The following is a 20,739-nucleotide window of genomic DNA, read 5'->3' as shown; positions in this document are numbered from 1 at the left end:
CTGTTAAACCCCCTAAAATTCATCGAATGAATCCAGGAAAAATCAGTCTTATTGCTGTGCTGTTCGCGGGATCAGCGCTGCTGTCGGCCTTTACCCCCGACAAAAAGAAACCGGTAAAAACCCCCGAAGGATTTGTTTTTGTCCCGATGGGCACTACCACTGTCGGCTCTGATACTGTCTCGGTGCAGGCTTTCTTCATGGCCAAAACCGAAGTTACAAACAAAGATTATCGGGAATATCTGGTTGACCTGAAAGCCAGCGGCGATATGGAAGCATACAACAAAGCCCTGCCCGACACCCTGCAGTGGCGCGACAAACTGGCCTACAACGAGCCTTACGTTGAATTCTATTTCCGCCATCCGGCATACAATGATTATCCGGTGGTGAACATCTCGCGCACCCAGGCCGAATTGTACTGCGTATGGCTGACCAAAAAAATGCGCGAAGCCTATGGTGAAAATATCAACGACGCTCGCCTGCCCTATCGCGAAGAATGGGTGATGGCCGCCCGGGGCGGATTGAACGGCTGCGACTATCCCTGGCCTGGAGAATCTTTTGTTGACAAAGATGGTCTGCGGTGCAATTTTTTTCACCTGGGTTCGGAAAACATTCATTATAACGACACCACCGGAAATTATGAAGTAATACGTAACACGCATTATGCCGGCATTCTGCATGATGCAGCTGATATAACTGCTCCGGCACAATCCTATAAGCCCAACGGTTACGGATTGTACAACATGTCGGGCAACGTGGCTGAAATGGTTCAGCAGAACGGTATTGCAGCGGGTGGTTCCTGGCGTTCGCCCGGATATGATGTACGCGTGGAAAGCATTCAGAAATTCGATGGTCCCTGCACAACCGTTGGCTTCAGGCCTGTGATTACATACACCGGAAGTTCGAAATAGTAAATGACATCTTGTAACCATAAACAAAACACCGAGTCATGAAAACAAACAAAATCAAATGGGGTATTTTTCTGTTAGCGGGGTTTATCGTTTTATCCTCTTTTTCACCTGGCAAAAAGAAAACCGTAAAAGCGCCTGATGGATTTGCGTTTGTACCGATGGGAACCTGTGAGATTGATTCCACCAGCGTTTCCGTACAGGCATTTTTTATGTCGAAGACCGAAGTCACCAACAAGCAGTATCGAACATTTCTGGCCGATTTGAAAGCCGAAGGAGACATGGTTGCGTACAAAAAAGCGTTGCCAGACACTGCCAAATGGCAAATGGACAAGAATAGCTACAATCAGCCGATGGTGGAGAATTATTTCAGCCATCCTGCCTACGACAATTATCCGGTCGTGAATATTTCGCGCGAGGGCGCAGAGATGTATTGTCAATGGCTTACCAAAAAATATGAGGCTGAGAAAGGTCCACAGAAATGTGCCTTCCGGCTGCCGCAGCGCGAAGAATGGATATGGGCTGCACGCGGAGGTCTTAAACTGGCTCCGTATCCCTGGGGCGGGCCCTACCTGCGCAATTCGAAAGGTTGCTATTTATGCAATTTCAGACCATTGAATGAAAAGCATATAACTTACAACCACGAAAAACAGCAATACGAGCTGGTTCCCGATGCGGCTGAAAATTTTTCGGAAGATGGCGGATTTCACACAATCATCACCGGACATTACGCACCCAACGATTGGGGACTGTACGACATGTCGGGCAATGCTGCCGAAATGGTGCAGCAGAGCGGCATTGTGGTGGGTGGATCATGGATGTCGCCGGGTGCCGATGTACGCATCGAAAGCGTGGCGCCATTCAGCGGACCCGCACCAACTGTGGGTTTCAGACCAGTGATGACGTATTTGGGAGAATAGATTTGTAAATACCTCAGCACCTGGCGCGGATTTCAAATCCGTGACAGGTAATTCCTCGCACGGATTGCAAATCCGCGCGAGGAATTACAGGTGTTAAATGGATTTGTAACTTTGAAACAAAAAATCATGAGCCGTATTTTTTCTTTTCTATTTTTGATGTGTGCTGCAACATTTTTGTTTGCACAAACCGCTGCAGATTTCACTTTTGAAAACACCCCGGAAGGAAATGCCCTACCGGAAAATGGTATTCTTTGGGGAAGCAATTATTCCTTAAACATTCAAAGCACCATAAAGCATGCTGGAAATAATGCCCTGGAACTTGTTCGCAATGCCGATGCAGGAGAAAAGGATTTTGGCTGTTTTGTTTTTGCAGTTCCTGTTACTTTTAGCGGAAAAACAGCACAGTTCAAAGCGTTCATGAAAACCGAAGCCGTTACAGATGGCTATGCTTCATTGTTCGTAAGCATCGAAGGCAGTGGCAATAACTATTATTTCACCAACAATGTTTCAAATTTAAAAGGAACCAACGACTGGTATGAATTCAACACGCCGCAGTTTTCGCTTGGCAAGGGAGCCGAAACCATGTATGTCGGTGTAATTCTAAAAGGAAACGGTTCTCTTTGGGCCGATGATTTTCAATTGCTTGTTGATGGAAAAGATTATCTGAAAGCGCCAAAAATTAAGGGGGCAGATTTCAAGGCAGATCAGGACACTGCATTCTCAACATCAAGCGGAATAGAAATCGGCATCACAAATCGCGTGCAGGTCGACAATATTGCTTTGCTCTGCAAAGTCTGGGGTTTTCTGAAATATTATCATCCGGCTATTGCTGCTGGAAATTACAACTGGGACAACGAGCTTTTTCGATTTCTTCCTTCCTATTTACCTATTACCGATTCAAAACAACGCAACGATTCCTTGCTGGCATGGGTGAGCAAACTTGGCCCTGTGAGCGGCAAAGGAAATAAAATGAAAATAAAAAAGAACACAAAACTTACTCCCGAACTAAATTGGATAACTGATACAACCATGCTTGGATCAGGTCTAAGCGCGGCCCTTGTACAAATCAGAAATACTAAAAGAGTTGAAAATAACTATTACATTTCTTTAAATAAAAATGTCGGCAACCCATCATTTAATAACGAACGCAGCTATAAAACCATCAGCTGGAACGATGATGGATTCAGGCTTCTGACAGTGTTCAGATATTATAATATGATTGAATATTTCTTTCCGAACCGACATTTGATCGGCGAAGACTGGCACAACATTCCGAATGAATTTATTTTGAAAATGATTGCTGCAAAAGATGAAATTGAAGCACAAAAAGTCGTGTTGGAAATGATTACGCGCATCAACGACACGCATGCGTATCCGAAATTTGGTGAAGAATTCAGCAACGATTTTTATGGACGAAATTATGCAAATTATAAGCTGACATTTATTGAAAACAAAGCCGTTGTAAGCGGATATCTGAATGAGTCAATGATGAAAGATGATGACCTTCAGATTGGCGATATTATAATTGATATCAATGGGGAGACCGTTCAGCAAAAAGTGGATCGCCTGAAAAAACATGTTCCGGCATCGAACGAGGCAGCACGCATGCGCAACATTGCCGGCTTTTTGCTGCGTTCAAACGACCGGGGGATCACTGTCACTTATGTACGTGAAGGAAAAACCGCGTCTAAAAGTCTTCCGTGTCACACTCCCGAAGCAATTTTTGCAAAAACCAATACCGGAGCGGAAAGCGCAGCACCGACCTGGCGTTTTATGACTCCTGAAATCGGCTACATTTATTTAGGAACAGCCAGCAATAAAGAACTCTCAAAAATGATGGGAGAGCTGCGTCTCACCAAGGGAATTATAATTGATATCCGTTGCTACCCGAGCGATTTTACCGTGTTCACACTTAGTCAGTATTTCAATCTTAAAAAGACTCCGTTTGTGAAATTCTCGAATGGCAGTATTCAGAACCCCGGGATGTTCACCTTCGGAAAACCGCTCTCAGTGCCGGGAATGAAAAGTGCATACAATGGAAAAGTGGTCATTCTCGTTAATGAAACCACACAAAGCAGTGCCGAATATCATGCAATGGCTTTTCGCGCATCGCCGGTGGCAAGCGTTGTTGGAAGCACTACAGCGGGCGCCGATGGCAATGTCAGTCTCATCACTTTACCAGGTGGAATCACCACTTATATTTCAGGCATCGGCGTTTATTATCCCGACGGCACCGAAACACAGCGTGTAGGCATAGTACCCGATGTGGTTGTAACCCCCACCCTGCGCGGTTATCTCGATGGCCGCGACGAAGTGCTTGAAAAAGCGGTGCAGATTATTGAGGGGAAATAAATAAAGTTGTGCGAAGTTTACAAACTTCGCACAACTTTTTAAAATTTATTACCTTGCAGAAAAAAATATCCATGAAGAAAATTGTATTTTCTTTTCTGCTTTGCTTGCTGTTTTTTACTGCGGCCAAAGCACAGTCTGTAAACGGAATCATACTGGCCGACACGGCAAACATAAAGGTGATTCAGGTTTTTGGAGGCCACTATCAGCGCGGTTTTGCGTATGGTTATCTTTGTGCTGAAAACATCATAGATATCTGGGACAATTATATTCAACCAACTTATGGCGTATATATGCCGTTTGCAAGAGCCATCGTTGGAAATCCGGCCAACTTCAGCGTCGATTCGATTTACATAACGGAAGCACGAGGGATAATTGATGGCGTGGCCTATGCTGGGTATGACACAACAGGACTTACTTATCTCGACCTTTTTGTAGTGAACTTTATGACAGATCTCGAAGGATTTATGTCAGTCAAAGATTTTCCTGAAACACAACAGTGCTCCAGTCTGATGAATTGGGGTGCAGCCACACAGGGAACAGATCTGAATGGCAAAGCCGTAATTTCTCATTTTCTCGATGCCATTTCGCTCAATCAGGTTATTACCCGTAACCAGGTGGTTGTCGTTCATTTTCCAACCGAAGCTGATGAACAACCCTGGCTCATGACCGGTATTGCAGGTCAGATGGTGGCCTCCCAGGCACTCAATAATAACGGACTTGTTTTATTTCTGAATACAGTGAACGGTTTTACCGCACAAACAAACAAAGGATATGAACCCATGACGCTCACCCTGCGCAAAGCGGTTGAAAAAAGTGATTTCAACGGCGACGGCGAAACAAATGTAAACGATGTGAAAGCGGCCATAGATGCCAATACCAACGGTTATGCCAGAGGATTTATCGTGTCTGCCATTGCGAATTCAACCGCAGGCAACGACACACTGATTTCAATGGTGGCCGAATGCGCTCCGCAAATTCCATACATCACCTACCGCAACATCAACGACGTTGATTCGGTTGACGGAACCAATCTCTACGCCGCCAACAATTTCATCAAGCGCAACAACGCGCAGGACTACTGCAGCCGCTACATCAATGTGAAAGACTCCATCAATCACTACTACAACGGCGTGAATATCGGATCAGTTGACAATAAGGAAATCATGTACACCCAATCGACACAGAGTTCTTGTCTGCAGTTCATTCAGGTGATTCCCGAAGCCGGTGTTTTCACTATGTCGGTAGCCAACAATACCAGTCCCGCGTACACACAAACGCCTGCTACACTCAGTTACAATTTTCTTTTCAACTATGCAGGCATTCAGGATCTGACAACAAATTGCACCATTTATGTTTACCCGAATCCCGCATCTGATCTCATTTTCATGGATGTACCTTCCGGAAATAAATATGCGTATTTTATTTCCGATTTGTCGGGGAAAGTGATTTCAAACGGACTCCTCAATAATCAGAACAGCATCTGCATCAGTGCGCTGCCAGCGGGTTTATATTTCGTTCAACTTGTTTCGTCTGAAAATATTTTGGTTGGAAAGTTTTTGAAACGATAACCGGCGTATATAACTATGCGAAGCTTAAGCTTCGCATAGCGCTGAATCTCCGCACAAAGATGAAAAAAATAGCACGGCATATCATCCGCATAAAACTCTTCATTGGCTTGCTGTGGCTAATGCTGCGCGGCCATTCCGGTGAATGTCAGATTGACACATCGATCAGCTATCAGATGTGTTATATGACGTTGGTCGAGATTCCCGAAATGCTGTATTCACCTGATGTTTCATTACATGGGAAAATAAGTCATGACTGGCAGCAAAAGGCGGGCGGAATATCATTGTTAATCGGCCGCCGCTGGATTTCGGCGGGAATCGAAACGCAGCTGTTTTATCCCGGTTATGATTTCAGTGCCGGGCCTGCCATCAGGGCATATCCTCTCCGAAGTTATTATCCTTTGTACATTGTTGCAGACTTGAATTTTCTGAAAGGCATTTCAAAATACAGCAGCGACGAAGCAAACTTTTCTCTAGGTCTGTTGCTTTTGGATGCTAAATATCCGGCCAGCATTGAATTTTTCGGAAATTACAATGTCAACATCACGGCCGGCTGGGAAACAAAATTTTTTATCGGAATGAAAGTCCATTATTACATCCACAAAAAATAACTCCGGAGATGCAAAAAATCGCTCAGCATATCATCCGCATAAAGCTCTTAATTGGCTTGCTGTGGCTCATGCTGCGTGGAGACAGTACCGAAGCTCAGTCCATTCGAAGACATGCAACGTGCTATATAAGAAGCCATCGGGCAACCATTAATCTGCAGGCCGATGTTTCCCTTTCACATCAGATTGATTTCAAAGATCCCAAATCACAAATAACGTCTTTCCAGTTCGGTGATAATTTTTTATGGGAGACTCATGGATTTGCAGCCGATTATTCAGAAAAGGAAAAGCAATGGCGTATGGGCGGCTTCCTGCGCCTATTTCCGTACGATGGAGAAAAAATTACACTCATGACCGAATTCAAATACATGGTGCCAGTACAAAACAATCAGGGCATTGAATCATTTTCTCTGAGCACCGGAATCATTCTGAGCGATCATTATCATTTCGGCGTAGAGCTGTTCGAAACCATGTCAACAGATTTGTCCGAACCCTCCGGAATTCGCTTCTATACTGGTGTTCGTGTACATTATTATTTTATAAAACGTCTTTGCCGGCGCCCGCGATTGAATAAATAAATCACTCCGCTATGCGAAGCTTCTCACAGCGTCGTCTATATCTCAAACCGCTTTCTGATTTCCTCACCGAAAACCAGACCGCTGATGAGCTTTGTGCAAGCCTTGTCATTCATGATGAATACAAAACGGCCTCTGAAATATTTCTGTATTTCCAGAATAAAATCGCTGTTGATGATTTCTGATTTCGAAATTCGGATAAACTTTTCTGGAAGTTTCTGTGTAAGCAAAGTGAGCGTCTGATCAGTGAGATAGGTTGTTCCTCCTGTGTTGTAGAAGTTCACGTATTTGTCATTCGCTTCAAAATAAACCACTTCATCCAGCTTGACCGGAATTATTTTATTTCCGAGTTTATGCGTGATGGTAACCGGTACGGGTTTCTGAATCACGATGTTTTCAATGGTTCGATAAAAATCCGGTAAGGCCGATGAATTAAGGTGTTCAAGTTTTTTCAATGTCAGATCAAGTCGCTCTTTTTCGACTGGTTTCAATAAATAATCCACTGAAAAAGTATTAAAAGCTTCCATGGCAAACGAATCATAGGCTGTGCAAAAAACAATAGATGGCTTATGTTCAAGGCCCGTGAGCATTTCAAACACATTGGGGCCTGGCATCTGAATGTCGAGAAACACGAGTTCGGGCAATAGCATTTCTATTTTCTTTCCCGCATCTAAACTGTCTGCCGCTTCATCAATGATTTCAAAGCGGTTATCGTATTTCCCGAGCAGTCTTCGCAGACGCTCGCGGGCCGGCTTTTCATCATCCACGATAAGTGTTTTCCATGATTTGGTCATAACTTTTTCTAATTATTCAGCGTAATTACAACTTTCTTTTCAGGCGAATTTACGAACTCAACGTCGAATGGGTTTTTGTATAACAACTGCAATTTATCGTACACATTCTGCAGTCCATAACCATTCATCAGACCACCAGGAAACTCAGGTCCGTTATCAGCCACTTCAAAAATAATTTTTTCGTTTTTCTCAAATATCCGAATTTCAATAATGCCTTGTCCGGTCAATTTTGAAATACCATGCTTCACTGCGTTTTCGGCTAGTGGCTGCAAAAGAAATTTCGGAACTTTAACTTGTCTGAGCGACTCCTGAACATCAATGCTGAAATTCATTTTATCTTCAAACCTGATTTTTTCAATGTCAAGATATGTAGCAGCCATCTCTGCTTCATCGCTGATAGTTGCATACATTTCATCCTCTTTATTGAGATTATAGCGGAAGAGTTTCGACAGCGACAACGCCATGTTTTCCGTTTTATCGGCATTGCTGTGTGCCAGCGAAGCAATAGAATTGAGAGAGTTATACAGAAAATGCGGATTGATGCGTGCCTGTAATGCATTAAGATCGGACTTGAATTTCAGCTCTTTTTGCTTACTCAGTTCCAGTTCCTTTTGTTGAAGCAAACCGGCAATTTTCTGCGATTGCAGTCGAACATACATGCGATACAGAACAATCAGAAATCCGACCAGCAACACCTGCCAGCTTATTTCCGACAAAGAAATCATCTCTGGTGAAATTAAAAAATATACCAGCTGATATGAAATAAAAAGCACAGTAAAAGATAATATCATATTGAAAACAGCAGCCAGCCATGCCTTGTGGATTCTCTTCAGAAGCGGTTCTGCAGCAGCAATAAAGAGAGTGCAAAACACAGCAAACGGAAGGAAAAAATATTCCATAATAAGCAACAGATCTGCTTCGTGGTAATCGCCCGCAATGAATTTTTCGGATAATAAAATCAATACAGTCAGTACCGGAATCTGAGCCAGCAAAGCGGCCTCCAGAAGTTTTCCAACAATACTGAAGCGCCTTTTTTTCAAACGGATATCAAATCCGTAATATTTATACAGCTCCGAAAACAAGAAGAAAAGGCAAATTGAAAGCATCAGAGTAATAATAAATACACCCGTTTTACTTTCACCTGCTTCGTTTTGATTCAGCATCTGCTTCACCTGATATTCGCCATCTTCGGAATACATTTGCCGCAGCATGTATTTGTCAAGGGAAGACAAATCACTTGCGCCATTAAAGATGGAACTATCACGCCCGATCATCCTGTTTGTATAATTGAAATTTCCAAGCTGCTCAACAATACTACGCTTCAGAGCTGCAACAGAATAATATCTGGCATTCGGATTCACATACATGATCATTTTCTCATGAAAAGGGAAAAACATATTTGTATTATGAGCAATCAAACCGGCGCTATTCCGTGTAAATCCGCTGGCAATCAATGTTGAATCGGAAAATGTCGTATCAAAAACGATTCTCAGACTGGGCTGATAATCTGTAACTTTTACCTGAATTGTTTTCAGGATTCCGTTCAGTTCAGTAGTAAGATTGTTTATGGCCATAACATCGTTTTCCCCGGCCAGTCCTTCAATTCTGATTCTCAGATCCGTCTTCATCAATCCGAGATCTGTGCTGTTGGGAAGAAACGAAACTGTTTTTCGGACAAATTCGTTTTCGTAGCTGTCGACAATTTTAAAAGACTGAGCGTCAATAAACCGATCAGATCCATCAGGGTCTTTTACACGAAGGTTTTCAAAATATATTTTCTGACCCTGTTCATAAACACCATTTTTTGTCATTTGCTTTAAAGGCAGAAGCGTGTCTCTCAAGGGAATATCAATTAAGTCCCCTTGCCTGGTTTTGATTACAAGAATACCTGATACAAATTGAAAACTGGTAGATTTATTTTTAATTGAAAAGCTCTTTGCTCTTTTTAAATCCTCAACAGAAATGACATCCTTCCAATTTCTTGAATTGCCTGTTATATACAATTTCGGGTCCTGAACGGGAAAAACCTGCAATGGATAACTTCTGCCACTGACCTTCAACAAGGTCATTCCTGGTTCATGAGGCGTAAATAAATAGGAGTATTTTCCTGTCTTTTCGACAAGTCCGCCATTGTAGCTTACCACTGCGACTTCATTCGTGTCATTGGGTTCAATAAGCACTTTAGAGGTGATATAATAGTACAGATCTCCACCGAGAATACTTACTTTAAAGCCGCCCCATTCATAGGTAGTCCAGACGGTGTCGTTCACCGAAGCTTTTGACAAAAGCGAAACAGCAAATACAAAAAATAATAAAAAAATCGTTGTTTTCATGTTTTTGGTTTTTACAAGACTGATCATGCAAAGTAAAAACACTGTGAATGTACATAAAAACTATTTCTGACAAACCGGTATTTTTTTGGAATGAAATGTCAACGGCACTGTGCGAAGCATTCTTCTGAGACTGTCTCAAATAGTCTTCAGTAACAAAAACAACATTCCACCGTCCACAAGCGACGCAGGAGCTGAAGGACATGGAACCGTTGTTTTTGCAGTTGTTACGACGGTTCCATGTCGTAACAAACCGCTGTTTTGAGACTGCCCCAGCGTTTACTTCACAGCTATGCGAAGCTTCCCACCTTCGCACAATCTTTTATCTTTGCACAAACGCTCCCCCATGCCCCGCCTTCTCCTCCTTTTATCTTTTTCCTTTTATCTTTTGTCTTCTGCTCTAGCGCAGACCGACAGCGTTTGGTACAACAGCGTGATTGAATGGCAGCAGGAAATGAATAAAGAATATGCAGATTCAATTACTTCGCCGCTGACGCCCGAAGACCGTGCGACGTTTAAAGAATTGCCGTTTTATGCACCCAATGCGGATTTCTGCGTAAATGCTGTTCTTGAAATTACGCCCAACGCGGAGCCATTTATAATGAAAACCAGCAGCACAAAGACGCCAACCTATAGGCAATACGGCGTTTTTCATTTTAAAATCAACGAGCAATCGTTTTCCCTGCCCGCCTATCAGCGAGTAGAAGTTTTGACCACCGATGAATATGCTGATTATCTATTTCTTCCGTTCAACGATTTGACCAATGGAGTAGAAACCTATATCAGCGGACGCTTCATGGATTGCCGGATTCAGAAAGACAGTCTGTACATTCTCGACTTCAACAAGGCCTACAACCCTTACTGCGCCTATAATCATAAATACTCCTGTCCGATACCGCCTGCCGAAAATTTTCTGAATATCCGGATTGAAGCGGGTGTGATGGATAATTAGGGGTGTGCGACGTTTTCCAACGTCGCACAGCGCAGATTCCATGACAACTCCTTCTTCAACGCTTGCGATAGCTATCGCAACAGGTCGCTTCACGTGAAACCACGTAAAACGCGGCAAGCTGTGACACAGTTGCGACACAGAGAGGTTGAATAAGCGCAATACCGCTAACAGCAAAGCTGATAGCTGATAGCTGAATTGTAACGTGTAACGATGTCGGTTTTTACTTTTATCTTTGTAGCATGAAAATCAGTCTGTCGGTTGTCATTATCACTTTCAATGAGGAGCGGAATATTGGCCGCTGCATTGATTCGGTGCGCGACATAGCCGACGACATTGTTGTAGTTGACTCATTTTCGAAAGACCGCACCAAAGAAATCTGCCTTGAAAAAGGCGTGCGTTTTATTGAACATGCTTTTGAAGGACATATTCAGCAGAAAAACTGGGCCATCACGCAGGCCGCATATCCACACGTTCTTTCGCTCGATGCCGACGAAGCCCCTGATGAAATCCTCCGCGAAAACATCCGTAAAGTCAAAGAAAATTTCGATGCCGACGGATACACCATGAACCGACTGACAAATTACTGCGGGCATTGGGTGCGACATTGCGGCTGGTATCCCGACCAAAAGCTGCGATTGGTTGACCGACGCAATGGCCAGTGGAACGGACTGAACCCGCATGACCGATATGAAATGGCAAGCGGATCTGTCATAAAACATTTGCCCGGCGATCTGCTGCATTACAGCTATTACAACCGCGAAGATCATCTGAAACAAATTCAGAAATTTACCGATATACTTGCCAAATCTATGTTTGAAGCAGGTCGCAGAACGTCCTGGCCTGGAATTATCTTTGCAACCATCTTTAAATTTATACGCGATTATTTTCTCAAACTCGGCATGCTCGACGGCAAAGCAGGGTTCACCATTTCGTGGTTGTCGGCCGGAGCTTCGTTCAAAAAATATCACAAGCTGCTGCTGCTACAGAAAAACAAAACCACATGAAAACGACACCCCGTTTCTGGTCCAATGTTTTCGATGCACTGGTTGTTGTAGCAGATTTATTAATCGGAACTTTTCTTATCCCATGGTTCAATTCCGTCTTTGTCTCTAACGGTACGGCGCCACAAAGCAGCGCAAACATTCTTTGTGTCATTATTCTTGTATTGCTGACAATGTACATCTGCGGGCTTCTGATTAATCGTTCCAATTTCAGAGCCGAGAAAAAAATCGAACTCAGTGGCGGCGACAACATCGCGTTACTGTTCAACATGGTATTGCTGGCGGCCATTTTTTCCCTGGTAGTAACCGAAATTCTTCCTGCCGCCATGAATATTATTCTTGTGATTATTATGACCTTTGGATTTATGGGCGGATGGGTCTGGCTACACTGGTATATTCTTAAAAAGGAATCTGTCCAAAACGAAGGAACGCCATCGCTCAATAAAAAAATTGTCGGATTTTTTCTCGTTTTTCCATTTGTTATGATGCTCGCTTTGCCGGTTGGCGTGCTTTCTACCGAAATGGAATTGTTTTCTCAGGGCGAAAAAATTACGTTTTTCAACGCGGTTGGATTTCCGGTTTTTATGGGATTGATTCTGGCTGTTATTGCCTGGTCAATGTATTTTGTTCCGCGGAAAATGATGAAATCATTTATGGGTGTGAATCTTCGCAGCCGCTATTTTTTCTGGGGACTTGTGCTTAGTTACGCGTTCAAATTATCATCATTCAATTTCATTCATCCATGAAAAATATTTCCGTCTGGGCTTCGGGAAGTGGCTCCAATGCAGAGAATCTGATCAACTATTTTTCAGCACATCCACATATCCGCATCGGACACATCATTTGCAACAACGCTGAAGCCGGAGTGACAGAGCGGGCCAAAAGACTAGGTGTTGAATGTTTTGTATTTCCACGCAAAGATTTTCGCGAAGGCGATGCTGTTTTGAATAAGCTTTTGGAGCAGAAAACGGATTATGTTGTGCTTTCCGGTTTTTTACAAATGGTTCCATCCAATATTATCAACCGCTTTTCTGAAGCCATTATCAATATACATCCTGCCTTATTGCCTGATTTCGGCGGTAAGGGAATGTATGGACAACGTGTGCATGAAGCCGTGATTGCTGCAGGAAAAATGGAATCCGGAATAACAATACATGTGGTGGACGAAATCTATGATCACGGAAAAACCATTATGCAAAAACATTGTCCGGTGCTGCCCGCCGACACACCCGAAGCGCTTGCCGCGCGCGTTCACGAACTCGAATACAAGTGGTTTCCTGTCGCTGTTGAAGATTATATTCTCAACCGCTAGAATCAATTATCCAGCGCGATGGTAATTCCAAGGTTTAATAGCATCTTGCCATAACCGATTTCGGCATAGATTGCCGTATTGTCAGAAAAATAATTACGATAACCGAAAACAAGCTCGCCTGAAAATGGCAACGGTCTGTTGGGCACGCGCGACTTAGCCAGAGGATCATCGCTTTTAAAATTCATCATATAAAACTCATAGCCAAGGCCAAGGCCGAAATACGTATCTCTTGTTTTTGTGGTAGCAAAATGAAAATTCATACGACCCAGCAATCCAAGCGAAAGCCCTGAATATTTTTCGGCATAAACAACCGGTTCATAAGTCCAGGTCGCATTGTTATAAACATCAATTGTTTTGTTCCATTTGTAGGCAGGAAGGTGAAAAAACATTGTTCCACCAATTCCGATATAATCGCTGATTGCTTTTTCGTAGCGGAAAAACAAAGGCGGCACTCCAACACTTTTGAAATCCTGCAGCACCGAGTGTTTTCGTGGGATTGCATTGGCCAGCCCATACAAGCCTGAACCAAAACTGATATAACTATCCCCTTCCTTAAAACAGAACCGTTTCATCGGACTGCTGCATGAATCAGGTTGCGCCGCAAACAGAGAGAATGCGAATGCGGAGAGTATAAAAAACATCAATGGCTTACTCATGAATTGATTTTTGCAGCCACTAATGTACGCAATTAATATTCTGAAAAACAAATTCGACTATTTTTGTACTCAATATCAATGAAACAATTATTTTTTCTTCTTCAGTTTTTGATTGTGTCTTCGGTTTTACTTCAGGCGCAACAGCACACCGTTTCAGGCAGGATAACGGATGCTGAAACAGGTATTGCGCTGCCTTTTGTCAACATAGTCATTAACTCCTCTCTGCAAGGCTCTATCAGTGATATAGACGGGAATTTTGTTTTAAAATCTACGGAGCCGATTCGGTTTATCAGGGCAAGTTATGTGGGGTATAAACCCGACACCATCGAAGCCAACGGCAGCCCGGTCATCAATTTTAAACTTCAAAAATCTTCTATCCAGCTTAACGAAGTCATCATTCTGCCCGGTGAAAATCCTGCCCACCGTATTATCGACAGCGCTATTGCGCACAGAAAGCAGAACGATCCGTATCAGCTCGACGCATTTTCATATGAATCCTATAGTAAATTTCTGGTTACGGCAGAAGTGGATACACTACTCCAAACACCAGACTACAAGCTTGATTCAGCACATCTTGACATAAAACAGTTTTTCAACAAACAGCATGTCTTTCTGATGGAAAACATGGCTGAACGCAAATATCTCAAGCCGGGAAATGACAACGAAATTCTGACTGCGTCGCGGGTTTCAGGTTTTGGTGACCCGATGCTGACGTTGTTGATGAGCCAGATCCAATCGTTTTCATTCTATAAATCACTTATCACAATTTCCGATAAGAACTATGTCAATCCGCTCAGCCCCGGAAGTACGGATAAATATTTTTTTCTGCTCGAAGACACCATTTATGACGGAAGGGATACTGTTTTTGTAATATCATACCGACCAAGGCGCAACGCACATTTCGACGCATTGAAAGGGTTGCTTTATATTCATACAGCCAGTTGGGCGCTTCAGTGTGTAACGGCTGAACCCATCGCCGAAGAACCTGGAATGTCGGTACGCATAAAGCAGAATTATTCAAGACCTGATTCCGTTCATTGGTTCCCATCGCAGCTGCACACCGATATTCTTTTCAGTTCGCTGAAAATTGCAGAATACCCTGTTTATGGTCACGGGGTAACTGAATTGAAAAAAATAAAAATAAATCCGGCGCTTAAAAAATCAGATTTTGCGGCAGCCAAAGTTATCATTGAGCCCGATGCAAAACTGAAAGACAGTCTATTTTGGGCAAACAACCGGCCGCAGCCGCTTTCGCAAAAAGAAATCAACACCTATCATCTGATCGACAGCATCGGACGCAAGGCGCATTTCGACCGGCTGCTGGATATTACAACCACCATGCTCAGCGGATTTATTCCCGTGGGACCATTGGCTATTGAAATCAACTCTTTGTATCGAAACAACGTCGTAGAAGGAGGCCGCCCCGGTCTCGGACTGAAGACCAATTACCGTGTTTCGAAAAGCTGGAGTCTTTACGGATATTACGGATATGGGCTGAGGGATAATGAACATAAATTCGGCGGCAGGCTCGATGTCAATCTGAAAAAATCGAAAGACACAAAAATGGCGATAGGATTTAAACAGGATACTCGTGAATGTGGCTCCATGAGCTATGATCTGAACACGGATGGCATTCTGTCGCTTGAGGGGCTGCGTAATTATATGATAAACCGGATGGATTATTTTAATCAGTATTTTCTTGATTTTCATTCGCGCGCTGGCCGTTCCTGGACTTTCACTTCACGACTTTCGCGCACATCATTTTTAGCCCCCGATTCCGTTTTATATGGGAGTTATACCGAAACAGGATTTGCAGGCACCCACAGTTTTGTGCTCAGCGATCTGAATGTTTTTCTGGTCTATTCGAAAGGAATGGAATTTGTACAATCCGAAGATTATTCACTGCCCATTGGCGGAAACACATCGAATCCGGTGATCATGCTTGACCTGAAACAAAGTTTTCCAGACATTGCAGGAGGCAATATCCGCAGGACCTCCGCCATGATTAAAATTTCGCAATCACTGAAATCGCGTTATATCGGTAAGTTTTCATGGATGGTTCAAGGCTCAATTGTTACTCCCGACGTCCCAATATCACTTGCTTTCAATGCGCCGGCATCGTTCAGGCATTTCACGGTTTCAGCTCCCAGTTCGTTTGAAACCATGCGCATGAATGAGTTTTTCAGCACGCAATGCGTGTTTCTTTTTCTACGCCATTCTTTCGAGTCATTGCTGTTTGGCAACCGGAAGTTTTCGCCAAGCCCGGAACTGGTCACCAATATTGCCTGGGGCGATTATAAAAACACGAGTCATCTCTCAGTTCCCGACTTCAAAACCCTGGAAAAAGGATATTTTGAATCAGGCCTGATGATTAATAAAATTCTCGACGCCGGATTCTACTCACTCGGAGTTGGTTGTTTGTACCGCTATGGACCTTATCGTCTGGCAACTCCCAAAGAAAACATCACTTTAAAACTGACGCTGAATTATTATCTCTGATCAGCTTTGGAATCCGTGCAACGCACTCAGGTCGCTTCACGACGCAGAGAGGTTGCACAGCACATTCAAACTGACGCTGAATTATTATCCCGGGCATGCTTGGGAATCCGTGTAACGCACTCAGGTCGCTTTGCGACGCAGAGAGGTTGCACATCACATTCAAATTGACGCTGAACTATCATCTCTGATCAGTTTCGGAATCCGGATTGTAAACACCGTTCCTTTTTCCCGGTTGCTAACAAAGCTTATTTTGCCACTCAGATAGTTTGTGGCGAGTTTTTTTGCGCAATAAGTGCCGATACCCATTTTTCCTTCTCCCCCGCCCGCAAATCGCGTAAATACGAGTTTTTGTTGCTTTTCGTCCATAACCGACTGGTTTTTGACCTTAAAGGAAATGGTCGCGGTGGAATCGATGACAGAAACAAGAATCTCGCTGCGGTCATTTTCGGCTTCCATAGCGTTTTTCACAAGACTTGAAAGCACATAGCCCAGCAACATTCTGTTAGAAAAAATCATCATGTCCGGAATGGCCTTTTTAATATACCTGAGTCGCAAATCCTGTCGCAGTCGCAAATTTGTAATCACCTCATCGACGAGTTGTTTCACCGAAAACCATTCCTGTTGACCCGGAATAGATTCACCATTCTCCATTTTCTGGAGAATATCGTAGTGGCTTATTATTTCTTCCACCTGCATCAGCTGTGCCCGCATCAGCGGCTGGTATTCAGACAGCGACAAATGACCGGAGGCCTTCACCAAAGATTGCATAGCCGACAGATTGTTTTTAAGATTGCTTAGAAACATGTTTTCCAGCAACTCGCGATAATGTGAATCTGCACGGTTTTCAAGAACGCAGAACATGTAACGGTTTGCCATATACTCGAATGGCGTGACAGTAACTCCCAGATTATAAGTATTTCCGGCTTTATTCAAAAGATGACAATCGTATTTTGATGCAGGTTTGCCTATTTCAGCATCAAACAATGCCTGATTAAAGCCGCAATACTTGCAAAAGACAGAAGCACCACATCCACTGCGGCTTGCATCGGCATATTCGCAATGCATAGCTTCGCCTGGCCGCGTTCCGAGAAGATCGCTGACATCGGCTACCCCGAGAAACTGCTCCATACTTTTATTTAGATAAACAATCTGACGGTTTCTCGTCAGAACCATCACCATCGGAGAAATGCTTTTCATAAGCTCCGGCATGTATCTGTTCATCAGCACCGAATGCTGTTGTCTAACGTCAGATACGGACTCGCGTGTAATTACATCAAACATGGCTATTAATTTTAATGGTAAATTATTTAGGAATTTAACTTTCCCTTCGAACCACTAAAATTATAGCCTTAAAACCAAAAAGTCAATAGGACGAGGTAATAATACCACGAAATTAACATGATTGTCGACGAATTAGTCTTCTTTTTCGAAAAACGTTTTATAGAAGTTTAGCTTCCTATTCTCGTCAAACCCGCGCTCAATCCACTCCCGCTTGCCATGAACATAAATATGGAAGTTTGCATCAAGCTTTATCACGCTTTTAAAGTGACGGGCCATCTTTTTAACAGCTCTTTCGTTCACCAGGAAGTTCTCTCCCATGTTCAGATCCTGCTCGCGCGAGTATTGTTTCGCAAAATGCGTAAAGCTGTCCTTGAGTTCCGGTTGTTTTAACACATCTTCCTGAAAACCTTTCAAGGCAAATTCGTCGCTGGCTTTGAAAAACTCCATGCTTTTATTGAGCAGCTCAGCCTGATCGGGACGTGTTGTCTCAAACTCCTCCGGCATTTTCTCCATCACAAAATCCTTGCACATGCGCATGGCCATTTGTGTGCGGTAAAAGCTGTCGATGTTTTGCTTCAGAATCATAAAACTATCCATCCACATACGCAGATCCAGACTTTTGCTCTTTCCCGTGGCCGAAACAATGAAGCCCTCATCCAGCGCCATATTGCAAATCAGACATCCCGACAGAAACCCTGAAGGATCAGTCCCAGACTGCATTTCGATGGCATAATTGGTTTCCTTGTTATAAAGCTTGACGAAATTCTTGCGCTCGTCCATCAGGTAAAAGGCCACGGCATCGGTTTCTTCGTCATCGACCACAATGCCTTTAAAATAGGCCACCCAGAATTCGCCGCCGTGCAGCTTTGGATTCTGCATCAGCTCATACAATTCCTTGGCAGATGTCACGCTGGCATCAATGAATTCTTCGTCAACCGAGCGGAAAATTTTCTTACAACGTGTGAACATCACGTTCAGATTCACATCGGTATCGTGATAAAAATTATACAGCAGGTCTTCTTTGCCAAACGGCGCCAGCAGCGGGCCACCAAGCGAACTCAGATAGGCATCGCTGAGCGACACCAGCTCGTCGGACAAGGTGAGTCCGTCTTCCAGCATTTTGTTTCCAACACGGTGTATGATGAGTTTCGACAGATAAGCATTTTCGATGTTGATCATGGAATTGTTTTTTGCAAAAATACGAAATTAGTGGTCAGATAAGATCAAGGTTAAGGCTAAGTTTAAGGTTGAGTGGCGACTTTGTCACGTTTTACGTGAAGCCGTCAAAAAAAACTACGACTTGTCACGTTTTACGTGAAGCACCATTGAGAAATAAAATATTTGCATTTTATGAACTATACATACGTTTTTTTCGTATCTTTGGTTCATATTTCATCATAATGGACATTATTTCGACACTTTACGGTAATCCTAAAACGGTATTTACTTTACCGGAAACGGCGATGCTGCTGAACGAACAAAACTTTGTATCGCTAAGCAAGCGATTGAACTATTTTGTAAAAACAGGACGATTGCTCAATCCCCGTAAAGGAGTTTATACTCAACCTGAATACAATCGCGAAGAACTGGCCTGCTCCATATTTGCTCCTGCATATATTTCACTTGAATATGTTTTACAAAAAGCCGGCGTTGTGTTTCAGTTCGACAGTCGAATTACTCTGGTAAGTTATCTGTCGCGTACCATTGAAGTTGATCGTCAAATTTATTCTTTCAGAAAGATTAAAAACCAGACACTGGTCAACACAAAAGGCGTTTTGAGACAGGAAAACGGAGTAAACATTGCAACGCCGGAGCGGGCCTTTCTCGACCTGCTGTATCTGAACGACGATTTCTTTTTCGACAATCTGAAGCCGCTTAACAGGCAATTGATACAGGAATTATTGCCCGCATACAATTCAAAAGCATTAATAAAAAAAGTTCAAAGACAATTCAAAAATGATTGATATAAACAAGCATAAGTTTTTCATGATGCAGATTCTGAAAGATATCTACAACGATATAGAATTGTCATCAGCTTTGGGTTTCAAAGGTGGGACGGCATTGCTGTTTTTTCATGATCTGCCGCGATTCTCCGTCGATCTTGATTTCAACTTACTGGACTTATCAAAAGAAGACCTGGTGTATCAAAAACTTCGGTCTTTACTGCTCTCGCACGGAAGTATTTTCGATGAAGCAAAAAAACATTTCAGCACGGTCATCGTTTTGAATTACGGCATTGGAGAAAGAAAACTAACGGTTGAAATATCGAAACGGAATTTTGGCGATCGGTATGAAATAAAAAATTTTTTAGGTGTCTGGATGAAAGTAATGACTGAGCCCGACATGTTTGCTCACAGGCTTTGTGCTTTGACAGACCGCACTGCTACTGCCAACCGCGACATTTTTGACTGCTGGGTTTTTCTGAACCGGCGCACTCCGGTCAATCGCAAAATTGTTGAATCAAGAATGAATGTTAAGCTTGAAGAGCATATTCAAAAATGCATTGTTCTTCTTGAGAAAAAAAGTGACAAAGGATTACTCAATGGACTTGGTGAACTCATGGACGACGACACCAAAAAGTTTGTCAAAACAAAACTGCGGATCGAGACTATATCTCTGTTGAAATTCTATCAGTCGTTTCCGATTGAGTGAAGGAAATCTTTGTGACTAAAGACTACTCTTTCACAAACTTCCCTCTCAAAACCCGCTCCCCGCGCGCCTCGATGAAATAAATACCAGGCGGTAAATGTTTGACATTAATGCTTATACCGAAAATGCCAGTTGTTAAGTCTTCGACTCCGATAGCCACATCTTAAATAATCTATTAGCCCATATGCAGAAAGAAGGCAATAAAAAAGCAAAATAGATATACTTGTTTTCATTTTGATTGTTTTTTGGGGTCACATCAATTTCTTGGGGAGAAAGCAAAAAGTTTGTGCAATCTGAATAGGAAAAAACTTGTGTCAACAACACCTCTTTGGTTAGCTCT

General features: G+C 43.1%; 18 protein-coding genes and 1 pseudogene. 13 read left to right on the top strand and 6 right to left on the bottom strand.

The features are described 5' to 3' along the window. The first annotated feature begins 26 nt into the window (after window positions 1-26). The 6 genes from A2W93_06125 (at window position 27) to A2W93_06100 (ending at window position 6,928) form a co-directional block, all read left to right on the top strand. Window positions 27-908, top strand: a complete 882-nt coding sequence (locus A2W93_06125) for a hypothetical protein (protein ID OFY56196.1) — start codon at window positions 27-29, stop codon at window positions 906-908. 38 nt (window positions 909-946) lie between these two features. After that, the gene (locus A2W93_06120) at window positions 947-1,825 is read left to right on the top strand and encodes a hypothetical protein (GenBank protein OFY56195.1); all 879 of its coding nucleotides are present in this window, start codon (window positions 947-949) and stop codon (window positions 1,823-1,825) included. 111 nt (window positions 1,826-1,936) lie between these two features. After that, on the top strand, window positions 1,937-4,177 hold the full coding sequence (locus A2W93_06115) for a hypothetical protein (protein ID OFY56194.1): 2,241 nt from the start codon (window positions 1,937-1,939) through the stop codon (window positions 4,175-4,177). Window positions 4,178-4,248: 71 nt separating this feature from the next. After that, window positions 4,249-5,745 carry a hypothetical protein gene (locus tag A2W93_06110; protein OFY56193.1) on the top strand — a complete coding sequence of 499 codons (1,497 nt, stop codon included), beginning with the start codon at window positions 4,249-4,251 and terminating at the stop codon, window positions 5,743-5,745. Between the two features lie 59 nt (window positions 5,746-5,804). Beyond that, window positions 5,805-6,353 (top strand): hypothetical protein, encoded by a 549-nt coding sequence (locus A2W93_06105; GenBank protein ID OFY56192.1) that lies wholly within the window; start codon window positions 5,805-5,807, stop codon window positions 6,351-6,353. A gap of 8 nt (window positions 6,354-6,361) precedes the next feature. Continuing rightward, window positions 6,362-6,928 carry a hypothetical protein gene (locus tag A2W93_06100; protein ID OFY56191.1) on the top strand — a complete coding sequence of 189 codons (567 nt, stop codon included), beginning with the start codon at window positions 6,362-6,364 and terminating at the stop codon, window positions 6,926-6,928. A 35-nt stretch (window positions 6,929-6,963) separates the two neighbouring features. Here A2W93_06100 and A2W93_06095 read toward each other — a convergent pair whose 3' ends face one another. Then, window positions 6,964-7,719, bottom strand: a complete 756-nt coding sequence (locus A2W93_06095; GenBank protein OFY56190.1) for a hypothetical protein — start codon at window positions 7,717-7,719, stop codon at window positions 6,964-6,966. An 8-nt stretch (window positions 7,720-7,727) separates the two neighbouring features. Then, window positions 7,728-10,079 (bottom strand): hypothetical protein, encoded by a 2,352-nt coding sequence (locus A2W93_06090; GenBank protein ID OFY56189.1) that lies wholly within the window; start codon window positions 10,077-10,079, stop codon window positions 7,728-7,730. Window positions 10,080-10,395: 316 nt separating this feature from the next. Between A2W93_06090 and A2W93_06085 the strand changes: the two genes are divergently transcribed. The 4 genes from A2W93_06085 (at window position 10,396) to A2W93_06070 (ending at window position 13,314) form a co-directional block, all read left to right on the top strand. Then, on the top strand, window positions 10,396-11,001 hold the full coding sequence (locus A2W93_06085) for a hypothetical protein (GenBank protein ID OFY56188.1): 606 nt from the start codon (window positions 10,396-10,398) through the stop codon (window positions 10,999-11,001). A gap of 239 nt (window positions 11,002-11,240) precedes the next feature. Beyond that, window positions 11,241-12,005, top strand: coding sequence for a glycosyl transferase (locus A2W93_06080; protein OFY56187.1), 765 nt, complete (start codon window positions 11,241-11,243; stop codon window positions 12,003-12,005). After that, window positions 12,002-12,748 carry a hypothetical protein gene (locus A2W93_06075; protein OFY56186.1) on the top strand — a complete coding sequence of 249 codons (747 nt, stop codon included), beginning with the start codon at window positions 12,002-12,004 and terminating at the stop codon, window positions 12,746-12,748. Before A2W93_06080 ends, A2W93_06075 begins: the two co-directional genes overlap by 4 nt. Then, window positions 12,745-13,314 (top strand): phosphoribosylglycinamide formyltransferase, encoded by a 570-nt coding sequence (locus A2W93_06070; GenBank protein OFY56185.1) that lies wholly within the window; start codon window positions 12,745-12,747, stop codon window positions 13,312-13,314. The genes A2W93_06075 and A2W93_06070 overlap by 4 nt, the downstream gene beginning before the upstream one ends. A 2-nt stretch (window positions 13,315-13,316) precedes the next feature. Here the strand turns inward: A2W93_06070 and A2W93_06065 are convergent, their stop codons facing one another. Further along, window positions 13,317-13,886 carry a hypothetical protein gene (locus A2W93_06065; protein ID OFY56184.1) on the bottom strand — a complete coding sequence of 190 codons (570 nt, stop codon included), beginning with the start codon at window positions 13,884-13,886 and terminating at the stop codon, window positions 13,317-13,319. A gap of 162 nt (window positions 13,887-14,048) precedes the next feature. On the opposite strand from A2W93_06065, the gene A2W93_06060 reads away from it, so the two are divergent. After that, the gene (locus A2W93_06060) at window positions 14,049-16,469 is read left to right on the top strand and encodes a hypothetical protein (GenBank protein OFY56183.1); all 2,421 of its coding nucleotides are present in this window, start codon (window positions 14,049-14,051) and stop codon (window positions 16,467-16,469) included. Between the two features lie 159 nt (window positions 16,470-16,628). Here A2W93_06060 and A2W93_06055 read toward each other — a convergent pair whose 3' ends face one another. Both A2W93_06055 and A2W93_06050 read right to left on the bottom strand, forming a co-directional pair. After that, window positions 16,629-17,750 (bottom strand): hypothetical protein, encoded by a 1,122-nt coding sequence (locus tag A2W93_06055; protein ID OFY56182.1) that lies wholly within the window; start codon window positions 17,748-17,750, stop codon window positions 16,629-16,631. Between the two features lie 132 nt (window positions 17,751-17,882). Next, window positions 17,883-18,929: a hypothetical protein gene (locus A2W93_06050; protein ID OFY56181.1), complete on the bottom strand. Its 1,047-nt coding sequence runs from the start codon at window positions 18,927-18,929 to the stop codon at window positions 17,883-17,885. A gap of 221 nt (window positions 18,930-19,150) precedes the next feature. Between A2W93_06050 and A2W93_06045 the strand changes: the two genes are divergently transcribed. Together A2W93_06045 and A2W93_06040 are read left to right on the top strand one after the other, a co-directional pair. Further along, entirely contained in the window at window positions 19,151-19,714 is a 564-nt protein-coding gene (locus A2W93_06045; protein OFY56180.1) for a hypothetical protein, read from the top strand. Window positions 19,715-19,739: 25 nt separating this feature from the next. After that, on the top strand, window positions 19,740-20,402 hold the full coding sequence (locus tag A2W93_06040; protein ID OFY56179.1) for a hypothetical protein: 663 nt from the start codon (window positions 19,740-19,742) through the stop codon (window positions 20,400-20,402). Window positions 20,403-20,534: 132 nt separating this feature from the next. Here the strand turns inward: A2W93_06040 and A2W93_06035 are convergent. Next, window positions 20,535-20,739 (bottom strand): annotated as a pseudogene (locus A2W93_06035) (hypothetical protein).

It is taken from the genome of Bacteroidetes bacterium GWF2_43_63, assembly GCA_001769275.1.
Lineage (GTDB): Bacteria > Bacteroidota > Bacteroidia > Bacteroidales > DTU049 > GWF2-43-63.
This window is presented reverse-complemented; position numbering and strand designations above follow the sequence as displayed.

What these genes read in the sequence shown, in the direction of transcription:
- A2W93_06125 (OFY56196.1), top strand. Translation starts at nt 27, where the DNA reads ATGAATCCAGGAAAAATCAGTCTTATTGCTGTGCTGTTCGCGGGATCA.
- A2W93_06120 (OFY56195.1), top strand. Translation starts at nt 947, where the DNA reads ATGAAAACAAACAAAATCAAATGGGGTATTTTTCTGTTAGCGGGGTTT.
- A2W93_06110 (OFY56193.1), top strand. Translation starts at nt 4,249, where the DNA reads ATGAAGAAAATTGTATTTTCTTTTCTGCTTTGCTTGCTGTTTTTTACT.
- A2W93_06105 (OFY56192.1), top strand. Translation starts at nt 5,805, where the DNA reads ATGAAAAAAATAGCACGGCATATCATCCGCATAAAACTCTTCATTGGC.
- A2W93_06100 (OFY56191.1), top strand. Translation starts at nt 6,362, where the DNA reads ATGCAAAAAATCGCTCAGCATATCATCCGCATAAAGCTCTTAATTGGC.
- A2W93_06095 (OFY56190.1), bottom strand. Translation starts at nt 7,719, where the DNA reads ATGACCAAATCATGGAAAACACTTATCGTGGATGATGAAAAGCCGGCC.
- A2W93_06090 (OFY56189.1), bottom strand. Translation starts at nt 10,079, where the DNA reads ATGATCAGTCTTGTAAAAACCAAAAACATGAAAACAACGATTTTTTTA.
- A2W93_06085 (OFY56188.1), top strand. Translation starts at nt 10,396, where the DNA reads ATGCCCCGCCTTCTCCTCCTTTTATCTTTTTCCTTTTATCTTTTGTCT.
- A2W93_06080 (OFY56187.1), top strand. Translation starts at nt 11,241, where the DNA reads ATGAAAATCAGTCTGTCGGTTGTCATTATCACTTTCAATGAGGAGCGG.
- A2W93_06075 (OFY56186.1), top strand. Translation starts at nt 12,002, where the DNA reads ATGAAAACGACACCCCGTTTCTGGTCCAATGTTTTCGATGCACTGGTT.
- A2W93_06070 (OFY56185.1), top strand. Translation starts at nt 12,745, where the DNA reads ATGAAAAATATTTCCGTCTGGGCTTCGGGAAGTGGCTCCAATGCAGAG.
- A2W93_06065 (OFY56184.1), bottom strand. Translation starts at nt 13,886, where the DNA reads ATGAAACGGTTCTGTTTTAAGGAAGGGGATAGTTATATCAGTTTTGGT.
- A2W93_06060 (OFY56183.1), top strand. Translation starts at nt 14,049, where the DNA reads ATGAAACAATTATTTTTTCTTCTTCAGTTTTTGATTGTGTCTTCGGTT.
- A2W93_06055 (OFY56182.1), bottom strand. Translation starts at nt 17,750, where the DNA reads ATGTTTGATGTAATTACACGCGAGTCCGTATCTGACGTTAGACAACAG.
- A2W93_06050 (OFY56181.1), bottom strand. Translation starts at nt 18,929, where the DNA reads ATGATCAACATCGAAAATGCTTATCTGTCGAAACTCATCATACACCGT.
- A2W93_06045 (OFY56180.1), top strand. Translation starts at nt 19,151, where the DNA reads ATGGACATTATTTCGACACTTTACGGTAATCCTAAAACGGTATTTACT.
- A2W93_06040 (OFY56179.1), top strand. Translation starts at nt 19,740, where the DNA reads ATGCAGATTCTGAAAGATATCTACAACGATATAGAATTGTCATCAGCT.